Below are 18505 nucleotides of genomic sequence, written 5' to 3' on the forward strand. Positions count from 1 at the left end.
TATTATAGGTATTTCGTTTTTACTTTAGAGCGCAAAGTTACTATAATTTAATGATAATTCAAAGTTTTTTCGGGTAAAAATGCACCAAAAATCCGATTTTTATGCTTACTTTTGCGGAAAATTAGGAAACAGCAAATGAAATTCAAGTATGATGTTCTGGTGATTGGAGGAGGACATGCAGGCTGCGAGGCGGCCTGTGCCAGTGCCAACATGGGGGCCAAGACCTGTCTGATAACCATGGACATGAACAAGATTGCACAGATGTCGTGCAACCCTGCCATCGGCGGTATTGCCAAAGGCCAGATCGTGCGCGAGATCGATGCACTCGGCGGACAGATGGGACTGGTGACAGATGCCACCTCCATCCAGTTCCGTATGCTCAACGTAGGAAAGGGACCCGCCATGTGGAGCCCCCGTGCCCAGTGCGACCGTGGGAAGTTCATCTGGGAATGGCGCAGACATCTCGATGAAACCGAAAATCTCGACATCTGGCAAGACCAGGCCGATGAACTGCTCGTAGAAGAGACTGGACAACACGACGATAACGGGCACCCCACTGTCAGGGCCATCGGCGTGCGCACCATCTGGGGCGCAGAACTCTATGCAAGATGTGTGGTGATCACTGCTGGCACCTTCCTCAACGGGCTGATGCACATTGGACGGAAGATGGTGGCTGGAGGTCGTGTTGCAGAACCTGCCGTGCCCCACTTCACGGAGAGCATCACCCGCCACGGCGTCACGACTGCCCGCATGAAGACAGGAACCCCAGTACGTATCGACAAGCGCTCTGTTCACTTCGATGAAATGGAGATTCAACCAGGCGAAAACAAACCCTATCAGTTCAGTTATATGAACAAGGGCGGTGCCTTGAAACAACTACCTTGCTGGACTTGCAACACGAACGCAGAGGTACATGAGGTGTTGCGCAGCGGACTGGCAGACTCTCCGCTCTATAACGGACAGATCCAATCGATAGGTCCGCGCTACTGCCCTTCCATCGAGACCAAGCTCATGACCTTCCCTGATCGCGAGAAGCACCCGCTGTTTCTCGAGCCAGAGGGAGAAGACACCAACGAGATGTATCTGAACGGTTTCTCCTCGTCATTGCCGATGGACGTACAGATCCAAGCACTGAAGAAGATTCCTGCTTTCAGAGACCTGAAGGTGTATCGCCCTGGTTATGCCATCGAATACGATTTCTTCGACCCCACCCAACTCAATCACTCGCTGGAATCGAAGATTATCGAGAACCTATTCTTCGCTGGACAGGTCAATGGCACAACAGGCTATGAAGAGGCTGGAGGTCAGGGAACACTGGCAGGAGCTAACGCTGCGCTGAAGGCAGGAGCAGCAGAGTGTCGTGGCGCAGCAACAAGCACGACACAGTTCGTACTTCATCGCGACGAAGCTTATATCGGCGTTCTCATCGACGATTTGGTGACAAAAGGTGTCGACGAGCCTTATCGTATGTTTACGTCGAGAGCCGAATACAGAATTCTGCTGAGACAAGACGATGCCGACGCGCGTCTGACTGAAAAGGCCTACGAGCTGGGGCTCGCAAAAAGAGATCGTTACGACTGGTGGATGGAGAAAAAACAGGCTATCGAAGAAATCGAAGAATTCTGTCAGACCTTCGCGATAAAACCGAAACTCATCAATTCGGCCCTCGAGGCGCTTGGCACCACCCCACTCCAGTACGGCTGTAAGTTAATCGATCTCGTTGGGCGTCCTCAACTCAATCTCTCCAATCTGTCGGACATTATCCCACAACTAAAGGAAGTCCTGAATCGACCAATCAATCGAAAAGAAGAGATCGCAGAGGCCGCAGAGGTACGAATGAAATATAAAGGATATATCGAACGCGAGCGAATGGTAGCAGAGAAAATGCATCGCTTGGAGAATATCAAGATTAAAGGCCATTTCAACTACGAGGACATACAGTCGCTCTCGACAGAGGCTCGTCAGAAGTTGACGCGCATCCAACCTGAGACATTGGCACAGGCCAGTCGTATTCCTGGCGTCTCCCCAAGCGACATCAACGTCTTACTTGTGCTCATGGGGAGGTAATTCTCTTGCCTATCACACCCGTGTTTCACGTGAAACAAAAGCAAAAAGAAACAAATATAACATACTGATTATGAACAACAAAGTTTTGATTGACAATTTGCGATGTATACCCGACTTCCCAAAGAAGGGTATCAATTTCCGCGACGTGACCACCCTTTATAAGAGTGCCGAGTGCGTACAGATTATGCTCAACGAGATGGAAGCGCTCTACAAGGACAAAGGCATCACCAAGATCGTAGGCATCGAGAGTCGTGGTTTCGTGATGGCATCTGCCCTGGCCGCCAGATTGGGTTGCGGCATTGTCTTGGCACGTAAGCCAGGCAAATTACCTGCTACAGCGATCAAAGAGTCGTTTTCCAAGGAATACGGTGTCGATACCATCGAGATGCACATCGACTCCATCGACGAGAACGACGTTGTACTCATTCACGACGACCTGTTGGCCACAGGAGGAACAGCCATGGCGGCATACAGGCTTGTACAGCACTTCCATCCTAAGAAGGTCTATGTGAACTTCATCATTGAGATCACAGACGAGGGACTGCATGGGCGCGACCTCTTCAAAGGCATCGACCTTACAACCCTCGTGACACTCTAACGTGTTTCACGTGAAACAAAATCTTCCAAAGTATTCATAAATAGACGCCAGCGAGATGACGAGAGAAGAGAACGAGAAACGGTTAGCCCACCTGAAGAGTATTGTCAGCAGACTGCCTGACAAGCCTGGCAGCTACCAGTTCTATGACGATACAAAGACCATCATCTATGTGGGGAAGGCGAAGAACCTCAAAGCAAGGGTCTCGTCTTACTTCCACACAGAGGTGGATCGTTTCAAGACCAAGGTACTCGTCTCTAAGATCCACGACATCAGCTATACGGTCGTAAATACAGAGGAGGACGCCCTTCTCTTGGAGAACTCGCTCATCAAGAAGTATAATCCGCGGTACAACGTCCTGCTGAAGGACGGCAAGACCTACCCCAGCATCTGTGTCACCAACGAGTACTTCCCCCGCATTTTCAAGACACGCACTATCAACAAAAAATGGGGCACTTACTACGGTCCTTACTCTCATGTCGCAAGCATGTATGCCATCCTTGACCTCATCAAGGAACTATACCACCCACGTACCTGTCGTCAGCCCATCACCAAAGAGGGTGTAGAGACAGGCAAATACAAGGTTTGTCTCGACTACCACATCAAGAAATGTATGGGACCGTGCGTAGGAAAGCAGTCGTATGAGGACTACCAGAGAGGTATCCAACAGGCACGCGAAATCCTCAAGGGTAACACCCGCCAGATGCTCAAAGAGCTCAGAGACGAGATGCTGCATCTCTCCGACGAACTCCGTTTCGAGGAGGCGGAGGAGGTGAAACGGAAATACATCGCCCTCGACACCTTCGTCAGCAAGAGCGAGGTGGTCAGTCATACCATCGACAACGTCGACGTCTTCTCCATCACCAGCGACGAAAAGATGGCCTTCATCAACTATATCCACGTATCCAACGGCAGCATCAACCAGAGCTTCACCATCGAATACAAGAAGAAACTCAACGAGACAGACAAAGAACTGCTGCAGTTGGGTATCGTTGAACTGCGCGAGCGTTTCAAGAGCCAGTCGAAGGAGATCATCGTTCCTCAGGAACTCGACATGACACTCGAAGGCATCACCTTCACCATCCCCCAGCGAGGCGACAAGAAAACCTTGCTCGAGCTCTCTATCATGAACGGCAAACAGTATAAGTTCGACCGTCTGAAACAAGCCGAGAAACTCAATCCGGAACAGAAACAGACCCGTCTGATGAAGGAACTCCAGGACAAACTCCACCTACCCAAACTACCCTTCCAGATAGAGTGCTTCGACAACTCCAATATCTCTGGTACAGACGCTGTGGCTGCCTGTGTGGTTTTCAAGAAGATGAAACCCTCGAAGCGTGACTATAAGCACTATAACATCAAGACCGTCACAGGACCTGACGACTATGCCTCGATGAAAGAGGTGGTTCATCGTCGCTACACACGACTGATGGAGGAAGAACAACCCCTACCCGACCTCATCATCGCTGATGGCGGAAAAGGGCAGATGGAGGTCATCAGACAGGTGATACAAGACGAGCTGGATCTCGATATCCCCATTGCAGGACTGGCCAAGAACGACCGTCACCGTACCAACGAACTGCTCTACGGCTTCCCGCCGCTCAGCGTGGCCCTGAAAACAGACAGCGAGCTCTTCCACGTACTCACACAGATACAAGACGAGGTGCATCGCTTCGCCATCCAGTTCCATCGAGACAAGCGTTCTAAGCGCGCCTTACAGTCTGAGCTGGACAACATCAAGGGTATCGGTCCGAAAACGCGTGACGAGCTTCTAAATAGCCTTAAATCAGTCAAGAAGATACGCGAGGCCAGTCTCGATAGTCTCTCGGCCATCATTGGTCCCTCAAAAGCACAGATTATCTACGACTACTTCCACCAAAGACAATCATAGTATAGAAAAGCCTTTTGTCTACTTGTCTACCGTCTACTCGTCAATCCAGTTTGTCTAACACGCCACAAGACAATCTGCCAAAATATCTTAACAAAATGTCAGGTTTGAAGAACGGCGACAGATAGCCCTCCCAATAAAGTCTCAGTTTGCTCTGAGGAAAGTGAGAGTTTCCTTGGAGGAAAGTCGGACTTTGCCCGGAGGAAACCCCAAGAACCCCAAAACGCCAGAAATAAGGGGCAACAACAGCACACAAACATACGATAAAAATTGTTTACTCCAGAAAACAGCATCTACTGATTATGTCTTCAGTTTGATAACGCCTGACGAAGTCTCGTAAGGTCGATTTACATCGATGTAAATTTGGTTTTATCGATATAATTTCGTAACTTTGCGCTCTATGAGAGCAGTTATACAGAGAGTCAGTCAGGCAAGTGTCACGATCGACGGTGAGGTCAAATCGGCCATCGGATGGGGATTGCTCATTCTGATAGGCATCTGCGACGACGACGAGAAGGACGATGTAGACTGGCTGGTGAAGAAAATCGCCAACCTGCGTGTGTTTGATGATGAAAACGGAGTGATGAACCGCTCTGTCCTTGATATCGGGGGCGAGGCACTCGTCGTGAGCCAGTTCACACTGTTCGCTAGTTACAAGAAAGGCAACCGCCCCAGTTGGTTCCGTGCCGGCTCCCACGAGCACTCTATCCCACTCTACGAGACCTTCTGCACGCAACTCTCCGAAGCGATAGGCAAGCCCGTTGGCACAGGCGAGTTTGGAGCAGACATGAAGGTGGAACTGCTCAACGACGGACCAGTCACTATCTGTATGGATACCAAAAACAAAGAATAAGCGATGAGAAAATATCTGAGAGAAATAGAGATTTCAGGCGTCATCCTGGCTGCCATTGGCGTTGGACTTTCCTACATCAAGGGCATTCAGTATGGTGTATGGCCATGTGGATTAGGACTGCTACTGCTACTCGCCATCTTCCTCTACAAAGCCTTCCACTGGAAGGAGTACGAGCGTGAGAATAAGCAGTATATCATCATTATTCTGCTCGCCATCTTTATCATGTTCATTCAAATGCTCACAAAACGATGACTATCAAAGAAGCACAGGAACTGGTGGATCGCTGGATCAAGGAATATGGGGTTCGTTATTTCTCGGAACTGACGAATATGGCAGTGCTGACGGAGGAAGTGGGCGAACTGGCCCGTGTGATAGCCCGCAAATACGGTGACCAGAGCTTCAAAGAAGGCGAGAAAGACAACCTCGGCGAGGAGATGGCCGATGTACTTTGGGTACTCATCTGCCTGGCCAACCAAACGGGTGTAGACCTCACAGAAGAACTGAAGAAATCGATAGACAAGAAGACGCAACGTGACTCACTACGACATATACATAACAAAAAATTAATGGCATAGACTATGGCAGAACAACATCATGACCATGCGCATCACCACCACGTGGAGATGCCACAGAAGAGCCAGATCGAAGAGGCTCTGAGCAAGTACAACCTCAACGTTTCCGACGAGGAGGTGCGTGCCGCCGTGAAACAGATCATCACGGAGAAAGTACATGAGAACGATACCCCCGAGGTGAAACAATTCCTGATGGGAAGCGTGGAACTGACAACCCTGAAGACCACCGACTCCGATGAGAGTGTGCTGGCATTCACAGAACGTGTGAACCAGTTCGATGAGCAATACCCTAACCTACCCCACGTGGCCACCATCTGCGTGTATCCGCGCTTTGCCAAGGTGGTATCGGAGACCCTCGAAGTCGACGGTGTGGAAATCGCCTGCGTCAGCGGCTCATTCCCGTCCTCTCAGGCCCTGATCGAGGTGAAGACGATAGAGACTAGTCTGGCCGTGAAAGACGGCGCCACAGAGATCGATATGGTGCTCTCCGTGGGTGCATTCCTCTCTGGCGACTACGAGACTGTCTGTGACGAGATACAGCAGATGAAGGAGGCCTGTGGCGACAAGAAGATGAAGGTGATCCTCGAGACGGGCTGTCTGAAGACGGCTGCGAACATCAAGACCGCCTCAATACTTGCTATGTACAGTGGTGCCGACTATATCAAGACCTCGACAGGCAAGCTCGAGCCTGCTGCCACCCCTGAGGCAGCCTATGTGATGTGTCAGGCCATCAAGGAGTACTACGATGAAACGGGCATCCAGATTGGTTTCAAGCCTGCTGGTGGCCTTAATTCCGTGATGGATGCTCTGATCTACTACACGATTGTGAAAGAGGTTCTGGGCGAGAAATGGCTTACCAACCAATGGTTCCGTATGGGCACCTCGCGCCTGGCTAACCTGTTGCTGAGCGAGGTAATCGGTGAGGAAACAAAGTTCTTCTAAGAAAAGACAACAACCACCTCTTATAGAGGTGCTTATAAAGATAAAAGGAGGGAACCAACCCTCCTTTTTTCGTATCTAAAGTTTTCGTTGTATCGCATAATCCAGATAGGCCGTATAGGCATCCTTCAGAGATGGGGCCTTCACATGTCTATCGATATATACCCTAACCTCCTGCGCAATCTCTTCCATCTTGCGCTGGGCATAGTCGATACCACCATATTCTTTCGTAAACTCCACGAGAACAGCGATCTCCTCTGCATTGATCGTACCAGCCTTTACCTTCATGGCCAGAGGCATCATCGACTCGTAAGGCGAATGCTGGAGTGCATAGATCACAGGCAGCGTGAGCTTGCCCTCAGCCATATCCGTGCTTGTCGGCTTGCCTATCTCATCAGAATCGAAATAATCGAAGATATCATCACGGATCTGGAAGATCATACCCAGATTCCTGCCAAATTTCTTGGCCGCCACCACATCTTCTTCGGAAGCACCTACAGATAAGGCGCCTATGCCAGAACAAGCTTCGAAGAGCGAAGCTGTCTTTTGTTCAATTACCTGATAATAAGCTTCTTCCGAGATATCCTTATTATTAATATTCTGCAACTGAAGAATCTCGCCAGCAGCAAGGGTACGACCAAGATTCGACAGACTTTGTATGATTTTCTGATTGCCAGTAAAGGATGCATTCAATAAACAAGTGGAGAGGATATAGTCACCTACTAAGACAGACACTTTATTATTATAAGCGGCATTCAAGGAAGGTTGGCCGCGACGTTCGTCACTCTCGTCGACCACATCATCATGGGTAAGACTCGCCGTATGAAGCAACTCTAACGCGACAGCAGAACGAAGCGTGACATCAGTTATCTCGCCATAGTTCTTTGCCGAAAGAAGCGTAATCATCGGACGCATCTGCTTTCCTGAGCGCTGACTGATATGTGTTAAGGCCTGCGACAACAGACCATCCTCATGGGTCAACGCTTCAAGAAAAAGATTCCTGAAGTCAGCAAATTCCTTTTCAATAGGGGTTTTTATCCTTGATAAATAATCCATTGTTTTGAAATTTGGTACAAAAATAAGAAAAAATTGGGTAATTAGATATTTTTTTAGTAATTTTACGCAGAAAAAAAACAAAGATATGGAGAAATTGTTTCTTTTAGATGCCTACGCGCTCATATATCGATCGTACTACGCTTTCATCAAGAACCCAAGAATCAATTCAAAGGGACTGAATACGTCGGCGATTATCGGGTTCTGTAACACCCTGAACGAAGTGCTTCAGAAAGAGCAACCTACCCATATCGGCGTGGCTTTCGACCCTCACGGTCCTACCTTCCGCAGCGAGGCTTTTCCAGAGTATAAAGCTCAACGCGAGGAGACCCCCGAGGACATCCGTAAGGCCGTCCCCATCATCAAGGAGATCCTGAAAGCATATCGTATACCTATCTTACAGGTAGACGGTTACGAGGCCGATGACGTTATTGGCACACTGGCCAAAAAAGCTGATTCCATCGGCATCAATACCTATATGCTCACCCCTGACAAAGACTATGGGCAGCTGGTGAGTGATCATGTGAAGATCTACCGTCCCCGTCATGGTGGCGGCTATGAAGTGATGGGACCTAAGGAGGTCACGGAGAAATACGCCATCACTACCCCACTCCAAGTGATCGACCTACTCGCACTCATGGGCGATTCTGCCGACAACTTTCCTGGTTGTCCTGGTGTCGGAGAGAAGACAGCCGCAAAACTCATCAACGACTTCGGAAGTGTTACCAACCTGATAGCACGCTCGTCGGAGATCAAAGGTAAGCTTCGCGAAAAAGTGGAGGAGCATGTCGGCGATATCAAGATGAGTTACTTCCTCGCAACCATCAAGACAGATGTTCCTGTCGAACTCAACATGGACGCCTTGAAGCTCGTCGAGCCCAACGAGGAAGAACTGAGCAAGATCTTCACCGAACTGGAGTTCAAGAGTCTGGCAGACCGAATCCTTAAAAAGAATCAAAAACCGCAAAAAATAGTTAGTGGTCAACTCGATCTGTTTGGCGAATTTCCCGCCGACGGGACGGATCTGAGCGAAAATTCGAGTTTTGACACGCTTAAAACGACTCCTCACGACTACAAACTCGTTGATAATGAGGGTGATTTGAGGAAACTTTGTGACTTTTTTAGGACAAAACAAATTCTCAGTCTAGACACGGAAACCACCTCGACCTCGCCAATCGAAGCCGAATTGGTAGGTTTAAGCTTCGCCGTGAAAGAATTCGAGGCGTTTTACGTGCCCATTCCTGCCAATCGTGAAGAAGCGTTGCGAATTGTTAATATCTTCAAAGAGGTGTATGAGGATCCGAAGATAATGAAAATCGGACAGAATCTGAAATACGATCTCGAAGTGTTGCGAAACTATGGGATCGAGTTAGCTGGTCCGATGTGGGACACGATGATTGCCCACTACCTCATCCAACCTGAGCTCCATCACAATATGGACTATATGGCTGAAATCTACTTGAACTATCAGACCATCCATATCGATGAACTGATTGGTCCCAAGGGCAAGAACCAGAAATCGATGCGTGACCTCCTACCCTCTCAAGTCTATGAATATGCCGCCGAAGATGCGGACATCACCCTCCGTCTGAAGAACAAGCTCGAGCCCGAGCTGAAAAAGTTTGAGTGCGAGAAACTATTCTATGAGATTGAGATGCCACTGATGCCCATACTCGCCGAGATGGAGATGAACGGCGTCTGTCTGGATACAGATTCTCTACGTGATACGTCAAAGGATTTCAACAACAGGATGAACGAGATCGAGGCACGTATCTACGAACTCGCTGGCGAGCACTTCAACATCGCCTCACCCAAGCAGGTGGGTGAAATACTCTTCGACAAACTGAAGATAGTAGAGAAGGCCAAGAAGACCAAGACTGGTCAGTACGTCACCTCTGAAGAGGTGTTACAACAGCTGCGTAACAAGCATGAGATTGTGGCCGATATATTGGAACACAGAGGATTAAAGAAACTTATTGGCACCTATATCGATGCCCTACCCAAGCTGATTAACCCCAAAACCGGACATATCCACACCTCGTTCAATCAGACAATCACTGCCACAGGACGCCTCTCCTCTTCTGATCCGAACCTTCAGAATATCCCCATCAGAGGTGAAGACGGTAAGGAGATAAGAAAGGCCTTTATCCCAGAACCAGGTTGTCTGTTCTTTTCTGCAGACTACTCACAGATTGAACTACGCGTGATGGCACATCTGTCGAAAGACGAAAACATGGTTGAGGTGTTCCGCGAGGGTAAGGATCTGCATGCGGCCACAGCGGCTAACATCTACAAAAAATCCATCGACGAGGTGACACGAGACGAGCGAACGAAGTCTAAGCGTGCCAACTTCGGCATTATCTACGGCATCACCGTGTTTGGCCTGGCAGAGCGCCTTGACATCGCACGCGACGAGGCAAAGATGTTGATAGACGGCTATTTCGCTACCTTCCCACAGGTACACGACTATATGGAGAAATCAAAGGAGATAGCCCGTCAGAAGGGCTATGTCACCACCCTCTTCGGCCGTCGTCGCTACCTGCCGGATATCAACTCACACAACGCCACCGTACGTGGTTTTGCCGAGCGCAACGCCATCAACGCCCCCATTCAGGGCACGGCGGCAGATATCATCAAGGTGGCCATGATCCATATCCACAACCGTTTCAAGGCTGAGGGCATCCGTTCGAAGATGATCCTACAGGTACACGACGAACTTAACTTCTCCGTCTACCCTGACGAGAAAGAGAAGGTGGAGCGCATCGTCCTCGAGGAAATGCAGGCAGCCTTCCCCCTCTCCGTTCCCCTCGTGGCCGACTCCGGCTTTGGCCAGAATTGGCTCGAAGCTCACTAAAACTCTGATTGCTAAAGCACTTTTTTGACGCCAGGAATCATCCGCACCAACCAGGTGAGGACAAACGAGACGATGGTGGTGACAACGCCGATAAACACGAACTTACCGAAGGCCCCCATCCAGATGTTGTCTGTGGCGAACTGCAAGACCAGCATCAGCAGCATGTGGAAAATATATGCACCATACGACTGAGCGGCACACCACTGCCAGAAACGACTGTTCCAGTTGCCATACTCACGGAACAGCCAGAGCAGGCCACACGAGATAAAGACGCACATCAGCGACTCATAGATGCCAAACCACTGCCATACAAAACCATTCCAAGAGCCACCATCCCTGAGGTAGTTGCCGAGGGCGAGAGCAAGGCCTATCAAAAGGGCTGTCACACCAGTACGATTGCTCATATTCTCCAACCACCCCACTCGACGGGCCAGCACACCAAGGAAGAACATCATGATATACTGCAGGTAATGGGCTGGTTCAAAGATCAGTCCCATGAAGAATACCCAATGGTCTTGCGGACTGACCTGACGGATGAAATAGCTACCCACGCCCATCAAGATACCCACAGCCAACACGCCCATGACCACAGGCCTCGACGAGAGCTCCACGATAGGCTTGCAAAACTGTCGTATTACTGTATAGAGAAGACAGAAGAACAGCAGGCTCTCTACGAACCACATATGACCTGTCTCCAGTTTGCCTGCCAGCACAGAAAGCAGACCACCCATCAACAGCCAAGGAATACCCAGGCGCATGAGTTTCTTCTTCACAAAGCGTCCTGTACCCTGTTTGTCGAAGCTGGAGGGCACGAAATAGCCGGAGATAAGGAAATATAAGCCCATGAAAAAGGCGGCATTCGTAGAGAAGAAATGCCATATCCAAGGCATAAACTCAGCAGGGTTACTGGGCTGATAAGCCCAGCCACCACCATCACCATATGCCTGACCTGCATGGTGGAAAATAACCAATACGGTCAGGCATACTTTCAGATTATCAAGATAAAATAGTCGTTTCATTCCTCGTAGCGAGTTTACATCTCACTGATACCACCGATGCCTGATCTATTAAGATCCCTATCGGCAGGACGACCACCATATCTGAGGGAGCCGATACCCGTTACGCGTCCTTTGATGAAGTCGGTGGCATAGCACTCGATGCTCCCTACTCCACTGACTTTCGCATCAACCACACTGGCTTTCATGCCCTTGGCATCGATACTACCAACGCCACTACACAGGTATTCACCCTTCTCAGCCTGACCATTCAGTGAGATACTTCCTGCGCCACTGCATGTCACATCAACCCGTTTGGCATTGATCTCCGACAGGAAGAAAGAGCCTGCACCAGAGTTCCTGATCACCAAATCGTCAGTGGTAAGACTATCAAGATGCACATCAGCGACACCAGAGTTTTTAACCTCCCTAAGCGTCGGCGTATAGACGATGATAGTCACGTCTCGAGCATCAATATTAACGCTTTTCTTCGTGAATCTGATCTCCAGACTACCGTTCTCATTTTTGAAATCAAATAAGTCTATATAGTTATCTGGGGCAGAGAGCGTCACACGACTCTGGTTACTCTGAACAATACGGATATGACCCAACGCATGATTTTCGACCTTGTCGAAAGATGATTGCGGATATTTGGCCTTTACGATATTCTCACTAGGCTCCACCCTGTTGGTTATACCCCCACCAATATTTATTCCGCATGATGATACGGAAAGCGTCAGCGCTGCTAACATTGCTATAAAAGATGTCTTCATAATCTTATGTATTTGATTGTTATTCTGATTGTTTGACGATGCAAAGATACGAAAAGTTGCGTTCTTATCAAAAAAAACATCATACCTTTAGCGTTTTTCATCGCTTATTCGTACCTTTGCACCCAGATTATAAACGTTTATAAGAAGTAATGGCATTAAAATGTGGTATTGTAGGACTCCCCAACGTGGGTAAGTCCACATTGTTTAATTGTCTGTCGAGTGCCAAAGCACAGGCAGCCAACTTTCCTTTCTGTACGATCGAGCCGAATGTGGGTGTGATCACCGTCCCCGATGAAAGACTCACCAAACTGGCAGAGTTGGTACACCCAGGTCGTATCGTACCCGCCACCTGTGAGATTGTGGATATCGCAGGTCTGGTGAAGGGCGCCTCCAAGGGCGAGGGATTAGGAAACAAGTTCCTTGGAAACATCCGCGAGACGGATGCGATCATCCACGTGCTCCGCTGTTTTGAGGACGAGAATATCACCCATGTGGATGGCACCATCGACCCCATCCGCGATAAGGAGATCATCGATACTGAGTTGCAGCTCAAGGACCTTGAGACCATCGAAGGCCGACTGGCCAAGACGGAAAAGGCCGCTGCCGCTGGCAATAAGGACGCAAAGGTGGAAGTGAACGTGCTTCATGCCTACAAAGAGGTGTTGGAACAAGGTAAGAACGCCCGTGTCGTAGAGTTCGAGTCGAAGGACGAGCAAGACTGTGCCCGTAACCTCTTCCTGCTCACCTCGAAGCCTGTCCTCTACGTCTGTAACGTGGGCGAGACCGATGCCAAAAGCGGCAACGAATGGACACAGAAAGTAGAGGCCCTGGCCAAGGAAGAAGGAGCAGAGGCCATGATCATCGCCGCTAAGACAGAAGAGGATATCGCTGAGCTTGAGAGCTACGAAGACAAGCAGATGTTCCTCGAGGAACTGGGCTTGGAGGAGAGTGGTGTGAACCGTCTGATCAAGAAAGCCTACGCCTTGCTGAACCTCGAGACCTTTATCACCGCTGGTGAGATGGAAGTGAAGGCCTGGACTTATAAGAAGGGTTGGAAGGCTCCTCAGTGTGCTGGTGTCATCCATACCGACTTCGAGAAAGGCTTCATCCGTGCCGAGGTCATCAAGTACGACGACTATATCCAATATGGCTCTGAGGCCGCTGTCCGCGAGGCAGGAAAGTTGGCCGTTGAGGGTAAGGAGTACATCGTTCAAGATGGTGATATCATGCATTTCCGCTTCAACGTATAAGCTATGATAAATCTTTTGAGTTATATCGTCTGGCAGCCCGATCTGGAGGCTTTCCATCTAGGGCCTATCACTGTGCGCTGGTACGGTTTGATGTGGATTATCGGACTGGCACTCGCCTATCTTGTCGTGAAACACCTGTATAAGGATCAGAAGATCAAGGACGAACTCTTTGATCCCCTCTTCATCTATTGTTTCTTCGGCATTCTGATTGGTGCCCGCCTAGGGCATTGTCTCTTCTACCAGCCTCAGGATTTCCTGACCTCATGGCAGGGTATAGTAGAGATGATCCTGCCCATCCACTTCGGCCATAATGGCAGTTGGCTGAGTGAGACCTTCGGCTTCTACATAACAGGCTATGCTGGTCTCGCCTCGCATGGTGGCACATTAGGACTGATGATTGCCCTCTGGCTCTATGTGCGCAAGACGAAGTTAAGCATCTGGACGGTACTCGACAACATCGCCATCGCCACAGGAACGACGGCCTGTTTCATCCGTCTGGGCAACCTGATGAACTCTGAGATTATCGGCAAGATCACAGACGTGCCCTGGGCCTTTATCTTCGAGCGTGTCGATGCCGCGCCCCGTCATCCAGGACAGCTCTACGAAGCCATCGCCTACGCCATCCTGTTCGTCATCATGTGGATCATCTACAAGAACAGTCAGAAGCCGCAAGCCAAAGGTCCTCAGGTCGGCACAGGCTGGTATTTCGGCTTCTGCCTGACCTATATCTTCACTTTCCGCTTCTTCATCGAATACACCAAGGAGATCCAGGAAGCCTTCGAGGCCTCACTGCCTATTGATATGGGACAGATACTGTCTATCCCCTTCATCATCCTTGGCGTGTACTGCATGGTCAAGGCCAAGAAGAAGGCTGGAGCTTGAAAAAGGTAAATGAAGATACTGAGGAAAGTACTCATGGTGATGCTGCTGACGATGGCAATAGGTGCATCAGCGCAGACGGACATCAGTGTAGGGAAATCGCTGAGGAAAGACTCCGTGGGCCTGAGTAGTGACCTCCTGCCTACGGATTCCTTCCTGCAGCAGCATGACTCAACACTGTGGAAAAGACGGCTTCAACCATTGGCAACACCTAACCCTGGATACAAACTCGATACGCCATCCAGCCTCTACGATACCAGACGGGGCAGTTGGGAGGTGAACACATTGCAGGGCGGTAAGTTGTTCACTCCGTGGCGAGGAGCAGCCATCACCGTCAGCGGGGGAGCAGACTCGATGCCAGGACTGCTCGATCGCGAGTCAGGTGCTCTGACACTCTATCAGCAAACAGGCCGCTGGAGTTTTTCGGCCTCAGCGCTGGCAGACAAATATAGGATGGTGGGCATGGGGTTCTTGCAGACACGCTACGGTGTGGGTGGCACGGTGAACTACTGGGTGAACAATGCCATCTCGCTGCATGCCTTCGGCTATTACTATCCCAACTCTTCGCTGATCAGTCCAGCCGTGAATCCTTATTTAGGAACGACCAATTATGGCGGCTATGCAGACATCCGATTCCACAAGAACTTTGGCGTGGATGCAGGTGCGAGGCGCTACCTGAGTCCCATGACGGGCAAATGGGTAACAGACCCCATCGTCAGCCCTTATATCAAGTTCAATAACGGTCAGAAATTCGGCTTCGACTTCGGCCGTCTGCTTAAAGGACTTATCTGGGGCAATCAGGACGAGATGATGCCACGAGGGCCTGTCCGCATGGGTCCGCCACAGCAAAAAAGATAAAGTCTGAGTTTACATTACCTGCTGCTCGCCAAGGACATAGGTGATGTGCGAGCTATTTCCCTGAGACAATTTTCTTAATATCATTAAGTTTGTTCAGGGCTTCAAGGGGCGTGAGATTGTTCACGTCGAGGCCCAGGATCTCGTCACGTACCTGACAGAGAATAGGATCGTCGAGCTGGAAGAACGATAGTTGCATACCCTCTCGTGAGCCCGCGATCTCAGCCGTAGGCTTACCCACACTGCCCACGGAAGCGTTCTCGGCCTCCAACTGCTTCAGGATCACGTTGGCACGCTTCACGATGCTGCGAGGCATACCTGCGATCTCAGCCACATGGATACCAAACGAGTGCTCACTGCCACCACGCTCCAACTTGCGCAGGAAGATCACCTTACCGTCGACCTCCTTGACAGAGACGTTATAGTTCTTGATGCGTGAGAAGTTCTTCTCCATCTCATTCAGCTCATGATAGTGCGTGGCGAAGAGTGTACGCGGATGACCACCCTTGACATTCTCATGCAGATACTCCACAATCGCCCAAGCGATAGAGATACCATCGTAGGTAGATGTTCCTCGACCTAACTCGTCGAAGAGCACCAGCGAGCGCGAGCTGACATTATTCAGAATATTCGAGGCCTCTGTCATCTCCACCATAAACGTAGACTCACCAAGGGAGATATTATCCGAAGCCCCTACACGGGTGAATACCTTGTCCACCAGACCGATTCTCGCGGCCTCTGCGGGCACGAAACAGCCTATCTGGGCAAGTAGCACGATGAGCGCCGTCTGTCGTAACAACGCCGACTTACCAGCCATATTCGGACCCGTAATGATGATGATCTGCTGACGCTCGTTGTCGAGCAGGATATCGTTGGGCACATACCTCTCGCCCAACGGCAGTTCCTGTTCGATGACAGGATGACGTCCCTGTTTGATATCTATCACCTCCGACGAGTCGATCACAGGTCGGATATAATTGTTTTCCTCAGCCACCTTCGCAAAGCTCAGAAGACAGTCGAGACGGGCGATGATGTTCGCATTGGTCTGTATCTGTGGAATAAACGCCTGCATAGATAGCACAAGGTCGCTGAAGAGTCGGGCCTCCAAGGAGAGGATCTTATCCTCCGCACCAAGGATTTTCTCTTCATACTCCTTGAGCTCCTGTGTGATATAGCGCTCTGCTTGTGCCAGCGTCTGCTTACGTACCCATTCTGGTGGCACTTGTTCCTTATAGGTGTTGCGCACCTCAAGGTAGTAGCCGAACACATTATTATAGCCTATCTTCAGACTCTGGATTCCCGTAGCGGCAGCCTCTCGTTCCTGAATCTTCAAAAGGTAGTCCTTTCCACTATAGGCGATGCTTCTCAGTTCGTCGAGCTCAGCACTCACACCGTCTCTGATGACACCACCTTTCGCCACCAACTGTGGCGGGTCGTTCTGTATCTCCTTCTCTATCCTGTCGCGGAGCGTCTCACACAGGCTCAGTTGCTCACCAATCTGTCTCAACGCCTCGTTCTCGGCACAGAGACAAGCATTCTTGATGGGCTGGATGGCCTGTAGGGCGACCTTCAGTTGCACCACTTCACGCGGCGAAACACGACCTACGGCTGCCTTGGAGACGATTCGCTCCAGATCACCGATCTTGTGCAACTGTTCATCCAGGCACTCTCTGAATGCCGGCTCCCGGTAATAATACTCCACCACATCCAGACGAGAGTTGATAGGTTTCTCATCCTTCAAGGGGAACACCAGCCAACGGCGCAGCAGACGACCACCCATCGGACTCACCGTCCTGTCGATGACATCCAACAGCGACTTACCGTCTTCCTGCATGGGATGAACCAGTTCCAGACTACGGATCGTAAACTTATCCAGTCTCACATACTTGTCTTCCTCGATACGCGAAATCGACGTGATATGTCCTATCTGCGTATGCTGCGTCTGTTCGAGGTATTGCAGGATAGCCCCAGCAGCGATAACACCAGCCTGAAGATGATCCACACCAAATCCCTTTAGGTTCTTCACCTGGAAATGTCGCAGTAGCTTCTGCTTTGATGTCTGTTCGCTGAACACCCAGTCGTCCATCTGGAAGGTAAAGAAACGATTGCCAAAGTTACGTTCGAACTCCTGTTTCTTCGTCCTATCGTAGAGCACCTCCTTTGGCGAGAAATTACCCAACAGCTTCTCCACATAGTCTTGTGTGCCCTCACCTGTCAGGAACTCACCAGTAGAGATATCCAGAAAAGCCACACCATACGAGGCCTTTCCAAAATGGACGGCAGCCAGGAAGTTGTTCTCCTTATAATTCAGTACGTTATCCGAGAGAGCCACACCAGGCGTCACCAGTTCAGTGATGCCTCGTTTCACGAGCTTCTTCGTCAGCTTAGGATCCTCAAGTTGGTCGCAGATGGCCACACGCTTACCTGCACGGATCAGTTTCGGCAGATAGGTATCAAGGGCATGATGGGGGAATCCAGCCATCTCGTCGCCCTTACCACCTGCTCCGTTATTACGATGGGTGAGGGTGATACCTAAGATCTTCGAAGCGGTAATGGCATCCTCGCAGTAGGTCTCATAAAAGTCGCCACACCTGAATAGCATCACTGCATCAGGATGTTTTGCCTTTAAATCGAAGAACTGCTTCATCATCGGAGTCAGTTCCTTACCTTCTTTCTTTGCCATTACGCTTGTCTCGTTATTTTAGTTTGAGAGGCAAAGTTACTCCTTTTTCCCGAATTGGCAAAATTTCTTCTGGATTATTTGTTTTGCCATGACTCCCCTCTGACAGAAAGCGCTGCTAACCAGGTGCTAACAAAGGTGTTTTAGGACCATCAACATAAAAAAGAGGCGCAAAATTTTGCAGTAACAATAAAAGTTACTAACTTTGCAGCCGCAAAATCAAACGTGGGTAAGATCCACTCCCACTCCTCG

The 18505-nt window shown here is 49.9% G+C and carries 15 protein-coding genes; 11 read left to right on the forward strand and 4 right to left on the reverse strand.

What is annotated here, in order from left to right:
* Positions 1-135: 135 nt before the first annotated feature.
* The 7 genes from mnmG to deoC all read left to right on the forward strand — a co-directional run bounded on the left by mnmG (position 136) and on the right by deoC (position 6917).
* Positions 136-2067 carry a tRNA uridine-5-carboxymethylaminomethyl(34) synthesis enzyme MnmG gene (gene mnmG, locus BMY63_RS05270; protein WP_091915188.1) on the forward strand — a complete coding sequence of 644 codons (1932 nt, stop codon included), beginning with the start codon at positions 136-138 and terminating at the stop codon, positions 2065-2067.
* A gap of 70 nt (positions 2068-2137) precedes the next feature.
* Positions 2138-2665 carry an adenine phosphoribosyltransferase gene (locus BMY63_RS05275; RefSeq protein ID WP_091915190.1) on the forward strand — a complete coding sequence of 176 codons (528 nt, stop codon included), beginning with the start codon at positions 2138-2140 and terminating at the stop codon, positions 2663-2665.
* Between the two features lie 55 nt (positions 2666-2720).
* Positions 2721-4553, forward strand: a complete 1833-nt coding sequence (gene uvrC, locus BMY63_RS05280; protein ID WP_091915192.1) for an excinuclease ABC subunit UvrC — start codon at positions 2721-2723, stop codon at positions 4551-4553.
* Between the two features lie 397 nt (positions 4554-4950).
* Entirely contained in the window at positions 4951-5403 is a 453-nt protein-coding gene (gene dtd / locus BMY63_RS05285; RefSeq protein ID WP_091915194.1) for a D-aminoacyl-tRNA deacylase, read from the forward strand.
* Between the two features lie 3 nt (positions 5404-5406).
* On the forward strand, positions 5407-5655 hold the full coding sequence (locus BMY63_RS05290; protein WP_091915195.1) for a hypothetical protein: 249 nt from the start codon (positions 5407-5409) through the stop codon (positions 5653-5655).
* Complete coding sequence (locus BMY63_RS05295; RefSeq protein WP_091900291.1) at positions 5652-5978, forward strand: nucleotide pyrophosphohydrolase; 327 nt, start codon at positions 5652-5654, stop codon at positions 5976-5978. Before BMY63_RS05290 ends, BMY63_RS05295 begins: the two co-directional genes overlap by 4 nt.
* Positions 5979-5981: 3 nt before the next feature.
* Positions 5982-6917: a deoxyribose-phosphate aldolase gene (deoC, locus tag BMY63_RS05300; protein ID WP_091915197.1), complete on the forward strand. Its 936-nt coding sequence runs from the start codon at positions 5982-5984 to the stop codon at positions 6915-6917.
* 75 nt (positions 6918-6992) lie between these two features.
* Here the strand turns inward: deoC and BMY63_RS05305 are convergent, their stop codons facing one another.
* Positions 6993-7970, reverse strand: coding sequence for a polyprenyl synthetase family protein (locus BMY63_RS05305; protein WP_091900289.1), 978 nt, complete (start codon positions 7968-7970; stop codon positions 6993-6995).
* Positions 7971-8055: 85 nt separating this feature from the next.
* Between BMY63_RS05305 and polA the strand changes: the two genes are divergently transcribed.
* Complete coding sequence (gene polA, locus BMY63_RS05310) at positions 8056-10821, forward strand: DNA polymerase I (protein WP_091915200.1); 2766 nt, start codon at positions 8056-8058, stop codon at positions 10819-10821.
* 11 nt (positions 10822-10832) lie between these two features.
* On the opposite strand, the gene BMY63_RS05315 is transcribed toward polA, so the two are convergent.
* Both BMY63_RS05315 and BMY63_RS05320 read right to left on the reverse strand, forming a co-directional pair.
* Positions 10833-11840 (reverse strand): acyltransferase family protein, encoded by a 1008-nt coding sequence (locus tag BMY63_RS05315; RefSeq protein WP_091915202.1) that lies wholly within the window; start codon positions 11838-11840, stop codon positions 10833-10835.
* Between the two features lie 14 nt (positions 11841-11854).
* Positions 11855-12589 (reverse strand): head GIN domain-containing protein, encoded by a 735-nt coding sequence (locus BMY63_RS05320; protein ID WP_091900286.1) that lies wholly within the window; start codon positions 12587-12589, stop codon positions 11855-11857.
* Positions 12590-12738: 149 nt separating this feature from the next.
* Here BMY63_RS05320 and ychF point away from each other — a divergent pair, with 149 nt between their 5' ends.
* From ychF to BMY63_RS05335, 3 genes are read left to right on the forward strand one after another with little or no spacing between them, the layout of a single operon-like run.
* Positions 12739-13839, forward strand: a complete 1101-nt coding sequence (ychF, locus tag BMY63_RS05325) for a redox-regulated ATPase YchF (protein ID WP_091915204.1) — start codon at positions 12739-12741, stop codon at positions 13837-13839.
* Positions 13840-13842: 3 nt separating this feature from the next.
* Entirely contained in the window at positions 13843-14721 is an 879-nt protein-coding gene (gene lgt / locus BMY63_RS05330) for a prolipoprotein diacylglyceryl transferase (RefSeq protein ID WP_091915206.1), read from the forward strand.
* A gap of 9 nt (positions 14722-14730) precedes the next feature.
* A complete protein-coding gene (locus BMY63_RS05335) occupies positions 14731-15576 on the forward strand; it encodes a hypothetical protein (protein WP_143065723.1) in 846 nt (281 codons plus the stop codon).
* A 52-nt stretch (positions 15577-15628) separates the two neighbouring features.
* Here BMY63_RS05335 and mutS read toward each other — a convergent pair whose 3' ends face one another.
* Positions 15629-18256 carry a DNA mismatch repair protein MutS gene (gene mutS / locus BMY63_RS05340; RefSeq protein ID WP_091915210.1) on the reverse strand — a complete coding sequence of 876 codons (2628 nt, stop codon included), beginning with the start codon at positions 18254-18256 and terminating at the stop codon, positions 15629-15631.
* Positions 18257-18505 lie beyond the last annotated feature (249 nt).

The organism is Prevotella aff. ruminicola Tc2-24, assembly GCF_900110895.1.
Lineage (GTDB): Bacteria > Bacteroidota > Bacteroidia > Bacteroidales > Bacteroidaceae > Prevotella.

Coding starts and splice junctions, on each gene's coding strand:
- BMY63_RS05295 (WP_091900291.1), top strand. CDS start 5,652: ATGACTATCAAAGAAGCACAGGAACTGGTGGATCGCTGGATCAAGGAA.
- BMY63_RS05305 (WP_091900289.1), bottom strand. CDS start 7,970: ATGGATTATTTATCAAGGATAAAAACCCCTATTGAAAAGGAATTTGCT.
- BMY63_RS05290 (WP_091915195.1), top strand. CDS start 5,407: ATGAGAAAATATCTGAGAGAAATAGAGATTTCAGGCGTCATCCTGGCT.
- BMY63_RS05315 (WP_091915202.1), bottom strand. CDS start 11,840: ATGAAACGACTATTTTATCTTGATAATCTGAAAGTATGCCTGACCGTA.
- lgt (WP_091915206.1), top strand. CDS start 13,843: ATGATAAATCTTTTGAGTTATATCGTCTGGCAGCCCGATCTGGAGGCT.
- BMY63_RS05320 (WP_091900286.1), bottom strand. CDS start 12,589: ATGAAGACATCTTTTATAGCAATGTTAGCAGCGCTGACGCTTTCCGTA.
- mnmG (WP_091915188.1), top strand. CDS start 136: ATGAAATTCAAGTATGATGTTCTGGTGATTGGAGGAGGACATGCAGGC.
- ychF (WP_091915204.1), top strand. CDS start 12,739: ATGGCATTAAAATGTGGTATTGTAGGACTCCCCAACGTGGGTAAGTCC.
- BMY63_RS05335 (WP_143065723.1), top strand. CDS start 14,731: ATGAAGATACTGAGGAAAGTACTCATGGTGATGCTGCTGACGATGGCA.
- polA (WP_091915200.1), top strand. CDS start 8,056: ATGGAGAAATTGTTTCTTTTAGATGCCTACGCGCTCATATATCGATCG.
- dtd (WP_091915194.1), top strand. CDS start 4,951: ATGAGAGCAGTTATACAGAGAGTCAGTCAGGCAAGTGTCACGATCGAC.
- mutS (WP_091915210.1), bottom strand. CDS start 18,256: ATGGCAAAGAAAGAAGGTAAGGAACTGACTCCGATGATGAAGCAGTTC.
- deoC (WP_091915197.1), top strand. CDS start 5,982: ATGGCAGAACAACATCATGACCATGCGCATCACCACCACGTGGAGATG.
- uvrC (WP_091915192.1), top strand. CDS start 2,721: ATGACGAGAGAAGAGAACGAGAAACGGTTAGCCCACCTGAAGAGTATT.
- BMY63_RS05275 (WP_091915190.1), top strand. CDS start 2,138: ATGAACAACAAAGTTTTGATTGACAATTTGCGATGTATACCCGACTTC.